The organism is Methanospirillum hungatei (assembly GCF_020216685.1).
GTDB classification, from domain to species: Archaea; Halobacteriota; Methanomicrobia; order Methanomicrobiales; family Methanospirillaceae; genus Methanospirillum; species Methanospirillum hungatei_B.
Map to the genome: position 1 here is coordinate 1 of NZ_JAIWNS010000225.1, position 7,357 is coordinate 7,357.

7 protein-coding genes and 3 riboswitches are annotated in these 7,357 nt (G+C 44.3%); of the genes, 5 read left to right on the plus strand and 2 right to left on the minus strand.

Translation table 11 applies throughout. The features are described from left to right. The 5 genes from LDL35_RS13425 to LDL35_RS13445 all read left to right on the plus strand — a co-directional run. On the plus strand, positions 1-719 hold a 719-nt coding region (locus LDL35_RS13425), incomplete at its 5' end, for a hypothetical protein (protein WP_304023327.1). A 205-nt stretch (positions 720-924) separates the two neighbouring features. Next, positions 925-984: riboswitch (Fluoride riboswitch) on the plus strand. 4 nt (positions 985-988) lie between these two features. Then, positions 989-1,831, plus strand: coding sequence for a hypothetical protein (locus tag LDL35_RS13430; RefSeq protein WP_304023329.1), 843 nt, complete (start codon positions 989-991; stop codon positions 1,829-1,831). Positions 1,832-1,876: 45 nt separating this feature from the next. Then, positions 1,877-2,236, plus strand: coding sequence for a HEAT repeat domain-containing protein (locus LDL35_RS13435; RefSeq protein ID WP_304023332.1), 360 nt, complete (start codon positions 1,877-1,879; stop codon positions 2,234-2,236). Positions 2,237-2,275: 39 nt separating this feature from the next. Continuing rightward, positions 2,276-2,336, plus strand: a riboswitch (Fluoride riboswitch). Between the two features lie 46 nt (positions 2,337-2,382). Next, positions 2,383-4,149, plus strand: a complete 1,767-nt coding sequence (locus LDL35_RS13440) for a dynamin family protein (RefSeq protein ID WP_304023335.1) — start codon at positions 2,383-2,385, stop codon at positions 4,147-4,149. Beyond that, on the plus strand, positions 4,146-4,316 hold the full coding sequence (locus tag LDL35_RS13445; RefSeq protein WP_304023338.1) for a hypothetical protein: 171 nt from the start codon (positions 4,146-4,148) through the stop codon (positions 4,314-4,316). Before LDL35_RS13440 ends, LDL35_RS13445 begins: the two co-directional genes overlap by 4 nt. 544 nt (positions 4,317-4,860) lie before the next feature. Here the strand turns inward: LDL35_RS13445 and LDL35_RS13450 are convergent. Together LDL35_RS13450 and LDL35_RS13455 are read right to left on the minus strand one after the other, a co-directional pair. Continuing rightward, positions 4,861-5,700 carry an ATP-binding cassette domain-containing protein gene (locus tag LDL35_RS13450; protein ID WP_304023340.1) on the minus strand — a complete coding sequence of 280 codons (840 nt, stop codon included), beginning with the start codon at positions 5,698-5,700 and terminating at the stop codon, positions 4,861-4,863. 253 nt (positions 5,701-5,953) lie between these two features. Then, a riboswitch (Fluoride riboswitch) is annotated at positions 5,954-6,015 on the minus strand. A 224-nt stretch (positions 6,016-6,239) separates the two neighbouring features. Then, positions 6,240-7,357 (minus strand): hypothetical protein (locus LDL35_RS13455; RefSeq protein WP_304023343.1); only part of this gene is annotated, 1,118 nt, incomplete at its 5' end.

The window sequence follows — 7,357 nt, forward strand, 5'->3', positions numbered from 1 at the left end:
TTTACATCGGATGCCTGCAGCTTCGGGAAACGCTCATGCAAAAAGGCCAGCCGGTCTGTTTCCCCGTCCCGTCCGAAGTGGGAACCAGAACTCTGTCTTTTCAGGGCTTGTATGATGTATCTCTGTCGCTCAGAATGGAAGAGCCGGTCATCGGAAATGATACGAATGCAGCAGAGAAAGACCTCGTAATCATCACCGGAGCAAACAGGGGAGGAAAATCAACCTTTCTCAGAAGTATCGGACAGGCAGAGCTTATGATACAGTGCGGATGTGTGGTTCCAGCGGTATCGTACTCATCTGATGTATGTGCCGGATTATTCACCCATTTTAAACGGGAAGAAGACCACTGCATGAAGAGTGGAAAGTTTGATGAGGAACTTGGCAGGATGAGCAGGATTATTGACGGCATGAGGCCCAATAGCCTGATTTTATTGAATGAATCATTTGCCGCTACCAATGAGAGAGAAGGATCAGAGATCTCAAAACAGATCGTCAATGCTCTCCTGGATAACCGGATAAAAGTCATTTGTGTCACTCATCTGTACGAATTTGCACGAACGCTCTATGAAGAGGGGAGAGAAAATGCACTGTTCCTCAGGGCTGAACGAAAAGCGGATGGAGAACGAACCTATAAAGTGAGAGAAGGAATACCTCTGCAGACCAGTTATGGAGAAGATCTGTATAACAGGATTTTTTTAGAGGCCAGTAACACCGAATAGCAAACATGAGGATGTGGGAATGTCCTGAAGGGACAAGAGCATGTAGTTTCAAGACCATACGATGATCAGATCCGGTGGGAAGTGGTATACTCACTCACGCTTTTTCAGACCTGCTTTGATGAGATTATTGTTTGATTATGAATACTTTTGCCATATCCTCATATAGGATTATATCCATACTAAGATGAGCAGATCGCACCTTCATCTGACTGCCGGTGATGAGGTCCACCGAAAACCGCCAGCTGCTAATGACTTCTACCGGAAGGCGTATGTTATCCGAAGGTGAAAAAGAAAAAACGATTCGCTATATCTCTGATCGTCATTGTCCGGGTGGCGGATATTGTTTTTTTCAGCTGGATGAACCAAATCTGTCTGATACCTGGTATGCCCTGGGCTGCTTAATGACCCAGCAGGCAGTAAATTCAGACGAAACGACAGAGAAGTATCTTTCCCGCTTTGTTGATCAGACACAGGGGACATCAGGGTTATACCGGCTTTGGTATCTTTTCTGGTCATACCGGTATCTGACCGGAACAATCCCTGAGCAACTCATCACTCACCTGTCATCCTGCCCTGTACCGAAGATATTTTCATCAGGAACAATTGAATCTGCATCCTTATTTGAATCACTTTATTGCTATGCAGTACTCTGTAAGGAGGCAGGCATACCTTATTCCGAATCAGAGAAGAGAAAGATTCAGGAGGACGTGCAGCGGTGGCAGCACCCTTCCGGGGGGTTTGGTCGTGATAAGGCAACCCTTATTGAGACAAGGCATGCGGTAGCGATTCTGCATGCATTCGATATTGAGACTGATACAGAGAGGATCTATTCATTTCTTACCAGTTGTATCGATGAACAATCAGGATTTGTAAATGTTCCCTCCTCTCATCCCGGATATCTTGAACATCTGGATGCCGGAATCGCTCTTGCCGGATTACTCAACCGTCCGGTTCCAAACCGCACCCAATGCCTCCTGTACCTGGATAAGTGCAGAAATGCAAATGGAGGATATGCACGATCCGGATTTGGAGGGAATTCCACACTTGAATATACCTGGTATGCAATCCGGAGTCTGTGCGGGTTGTATAACAAACCAGGCTGGAACTGGTGACATGATTTGTTTTAAATGTAATACAGGACGCGTTGTGATAGGTACATGACACCACAGTATTGTTCTTCATGCTGGCATGAAATCGAGGGAGAGGCATCATTCTGCCCGAATTGTAAGAGTACTCATCTTTGTTCAGAAGAGATGCTTGCAGGGACACTCATGACATGTCTTTCTCACCCGGTCCGGGAGTACCGGCTCATCGCTGTTGAGTCTCTTGGAAATATCCGGTATGAACCGGCGCAGCCATATCTTACCTCCATCGTTCAGTCAGAGCAGGATACGGAGATGAGAGATGCAGCAGTGGAGTCTATAAAAAAGATACACCTGTACTGGCAAAACAGTGATCAGGAGACCCGTACGGTCTTTTATGAAAAGTCAGATATGTCAGAGCATACCTTTCGGTGAACAGGGAAGATGTCAATACACCCATAATACATACATATATGGCATACTGGTGATGGAGTTCACCACAACCGCCGTCCGGGCTGATAACTCCTATTGGATGTATCGAATCGGCGACACAGCCATCATTACAGAAGTGGAGAAACTACATGCACAAAGACGGACACGATACAGGCTCCCTGCTTACACGTGACTATGAACTCCTGCAATCACTTGGTCCTGATTATGCATCATACAAGGAACAATTATCCGGTCTTATCTCCCGACTGGAAAGCGGGCGTTTTCATCTTGCTATCCTGGGACAGTTCAAACGGGGGAAGAGCACCTTTTTAAACGCCCTTCTAGGTGATGCAGTTCTCCCAAGTTCAGTCATCCCCCTGACAGCAGTTCCAACCCTTATTACGTATAATCAGGAAAAAACTGTCAGAGTAAAGTATATTGACGGGAAGGATGATGCAATTTTTACCTCAGATAACACGACCCTCATTAGGAAGTTTATTGAGACCTATGTATCTGAAGAGTCAAATCCAAAGAACAGACTGCAGGTACTCCAGGTAGAACTGACCTGGCCGGCAGAGATACTGGCAAAAGGGGTCGTGCTCATCGATACCCCTGGTGTTGGTTCAACCCATAAGCATAACACCGAAATGACGGTAAATTTCCTCTCCCAGTGCGATGCTGCGCTGTTTCTGGTCTCATCTGATCCGCCGATCACCGAGATAGAACTTGAATTCCTTCATCAGATAACGGATGCAATTCCCCGGATCTTTTTCCTCCTGAATAAGATAGATTATCTGAACGAGGAAGACATATCCGTTGTCAGTGAGTTTATCCAAAAAACGCTTGTTGAAAAAGGCCGGATTTCCGGAGAAGTTCAGATATACCCGGTCTCTGCAAAACAGGGTCTTACTGCTCAGATAGAGAAGGATCCGGACCTCTGGGAGAGAAGCGGGCTTTCTGAAGTCTCTGACCATCTGGTTTCTTTCCTTGCTGAAGAGAAGACATCTGTTCTCGCAACGGCAATCCGGAAAAAAGCCGCGGTGGTTATTCGGGATGTGATGATGAGAAAGGCTCTCGAGGTCAGATCCTTGGAACTTCCGATGAGTGACCTGCAGCGGCAACTCGATCTCTTCAGGGCAAAGATTGATGAGGCACGCCTTCATCAGGTCAGGACAAAGGATATTCTTGCCGGTGATCAGACAAGGATTATCACCTGGCTTGAAGAGACGGTTGCAGATCTCCGGAAAAAAGCAGCGTCACATTTCACAGATAAGGCAATCGCAATTCTGGAACAGAACGGGTATAAAGCGGATGAGGTCCATGATGTGATTGCCGATGAGATTCCGGACTATTTTGAGCATGAACTTCGGATTATTTCTCATACAACCGAACAGACCGTCAGTGTCATTTTGAATGAACATCAGCGGGATGTCGATGAACTTATCCGTTCTATCAGAATGGCTGCCTCCAGTTATTTTGATATTCCCCTTCATGAGACCGGAGAGAAGAAGGTCTGGGCCCTTGAGCATGAGCCATACTGGGTTGCACGAAAGGGATGGCAGACCATGATGGGTATCCTGACTGAAGGAATAACAGGAAAATTACTTCCCCTTTCAATTCGGAAAGGAAAGATAGTCTCAGAAGTTTCTGATAATATCATGCAGCTCATCCTGCATAATTCGGAAAATATCCGGTGGGCCACTTTGCAAAATATCAATATGACCTTCCTCCGGTTCAATAGCGAATTTGAATCTGATATTGATCGGATTATCGAAGCAACCGAGGGAGCAATTGAGACTGCAATCCAATTCAGGACAGAACATGCTGAAAAGACTGCTGACCGCCTTGCTGAATGCAAAATGGTCCTTCATTATATTGAAGAACGGGAACAACTGTATCAGGGTGAGAATTCATGACACAATGTCCATGTTGCGGGTCGGAGATATTCGGGTACGAAAAACCCTATGACCGGTTAAACCGGGGAAAGGTTATCGGTGTTGCCTGTTGTCCGTGGTGCAAATGGACCGGGACTGGTGAACAGTTTCGCGATCTGGAAGATGATGACGTGAAAATTCCATATTGAACGAATACCTCATATTTTTTTTAAACTCAGGTGATGGGCCGGATATGGAGTGATGATGGTGAAATTAAGGATGGAATAGAGATCTCCACCAGAATTGTTACGATGTTTCATGAACTCATTACCTGATGCATCAGGAAAATTCAATGAAGAGTACATACCGGTATCTCTGTGAGTTGAGATATTTTATCAAAGGGTTTGGTCTATTGATGAGGCAACGAGTGCTCTGGATACCATAGCAGAGGCATCGGTTCAGAAAGCCATTGATTCCGTCTCACAGGTCACAACAACTCTTGTGATTGCCCACCGCTTAACATCCATCCGGAATGCTGATTCTATCGTTGTGTTAAAAAATGGAGTGATTATGGAGATCGGAACGCATGAAAATCTTCTGGAACGAAAACAGGAGTATTATAAGATGTATTTTGCATCACACAATGATGGAGAGCTAAATAATGAAATGTAATCACGTACCTAAATCAACCATATTCATCGAGAAAAAATTATAGAAATTTTAAAAATATTTTGAACGTATCTGAAATCCGAATTATTCAGGATTAAGAGTACTTCTTCCACTATACCTGATTGTATCAAAGCCCTGTGTCCTTATCAGACCATTCCTATGAAAAGTTGAGTCATCACTAACAAATCTTCCATCCGTTTTAACTCTTTTATCCTCCATCAGACTCCCTTCATGAAGCCATAACTGACGATTTGCCCGCCGTGCAATGATCGGATCTTCTGTGGCAATAATAATGGTAATTCCTTGATTATTCAATACTTTCAGAAGAACCAGAACCTCAAGCATCGAAGAGGTATCAATCTTTTTTAATGGTTCATCCAGGATGAGTATGGTGGGATCAGTAACCAGTGCCCGGGCGATTGAACCACGAAGTTTCATCTCTTCAGTGAGTTCTTCTGTTGGAATTTCCCAATATGACTGAGGAACTCCTGCTTTGGTAAGAGAGAATAGAATTTTTTCCTGTGAACATGACGACGGGTATTTAAAGATGAGACGATCCTGTAATATTTGCCGTAAAGACTTTTGGGGGTTTAGTCGTAATAACGGCGAAATAAGACTGATATTCTCAAGTCTGAATTTATCAAGCTCTTTCTCATCGATGGAGATGAGATCTGTATCAAGAATTCTCAAAAAACCGGATGTCGGGGTTTCCATGCAACCGATAATATTGATAAGAGTCGATTTTCCTGATCCTTTGGGCCCGATTATGGCTATAAATTCACCAGCATGAACATCAAAACTGACTGATTTTAATGCGATAACATCGCCAAATGGATACCGGTAATATTTCGTTATGTTCTTTAGTTCAACGTGTGCAGTACAACTATCTTCAAGGATTGTGCCCCTTCCTTCTGCAGATTGCAAAGTTACACCTATTATTTTTTACAGAGAAGTCATTAGCCAGTGAGGCATTTCCAAGCGGACTTCATCGCTGCAGATTACAGGTACGGTGCCAGCATAGTATACCATCGTAAACAGGATTATCCGAAATGCATTCCTGCGTGCTTATCCCGATGGTATGAGTCGTTCAATACTGTATGGAACGACAGCTAACCGCCTGATAAAGAACAGAAAACTTTCATACAGGTCAATGTGTGCATATATACCTCCTTTATGTTCTCACACAGGGGTCATTAGCTGAAAAGAGCAATTAAGGTGAACCCCATCACCTGCATACATATATTTGATGAATATGCTTAATAGGTTTTTTGCTCACCAGAATGTGAAGATAATCGATGAATGGGAATAAATGTATGGATGAGATCATACATGGACAATATTCGGAAGGTAATTCGAAAACGAGGACATCATCATCTACGGCCAAAAAGACCCCTATAACCATTTTTTCGGTTTACTCTGTTGATTATATGGATTATGGTCGGTTAAGAACCTGATTTCTTACTTTATCGGTGATTTTTTAGCATTCTTGTTATTCCTGCCCGGTATTGACCGGCCGTATTCTCATATGACTTTTCAAGAGAACCTATCATTTCTTCAGTCCAGCGAACGAAGATCCGTTTATATGCGTCAAAGCTCATCTTCAGTTCTTTTTTCATGAGTTCTTTTAATTTTGATCTGATAGTATTTTCAAGAAAACCCCGGCCCAGGAATGCAGAATAGACCGGAAGTGAGAAAGAGATATCAAGAGAACCGGTATCATATCGTGGCATATCATGAATCTTTGACCGGAGATCTACACTATCCCCGAAACCAGGTACGGGAAGGATGACAGCACTCTTTTCAAGGATGAGATCCAGCTGTGATGCAAGTTCTATAAGTTTGTCCTGCACCGGAGTTATCTCCTGGTGAACATATCCCACGATATCGTCTCTGATAAGGGACTGCATCTCCCCCTGTGCACCAGTACCATTCATGGACTGAATAACATGCTCTGTCATCATCTCCCATAATGGAGAAAGATCAGAGAAGAGATTCCTGCTCTGATGAAGGGTATAATTTCGGGTCTTTTCTATGTGAGCAGACCCATTTTGAAGTTCAGTTTCAACAGACAGGAGTTCCTGTTCACGTTCGGGTGTTAATTCTGGATCTTTCTCCTCCTCTGACAGTGCATTGGAAACCGCCTCCCATAACAGACCGATCTTTCGCTGGAGAGACCGGGTTTTCATATCCCGTGCATCTTTCACGAGCGGGAGAATCTCTGATTCAAACCAGGCATCCAGGAGATGGCGGTGAGATTTCCGGGTGCTGACCAGATGGACCGGATAATGATCATCACATCGCACCGCTATCTGTGAGGAGATATATTCGCACAGAGAACGGGCCTCCTCATCAGAGAGTAGATCTCCTTTACTTACCAGAATCTGAACAGGAATTCCTGCATTCTGAAGAGAATACACCGTCTGAATATCCTCTGCAGTCAACGTTGATCCGGCATCGATGAGCATAATACCAAGATCACAACTGGGAAGGTAGGCACGGGTGAGTGCAGCTCCGCTCGTAGCAAGAGACCCAAGTCCGGGAGTATCTGCAAATCCTACCCCTTCAAGAAGTCGGTGAGCAG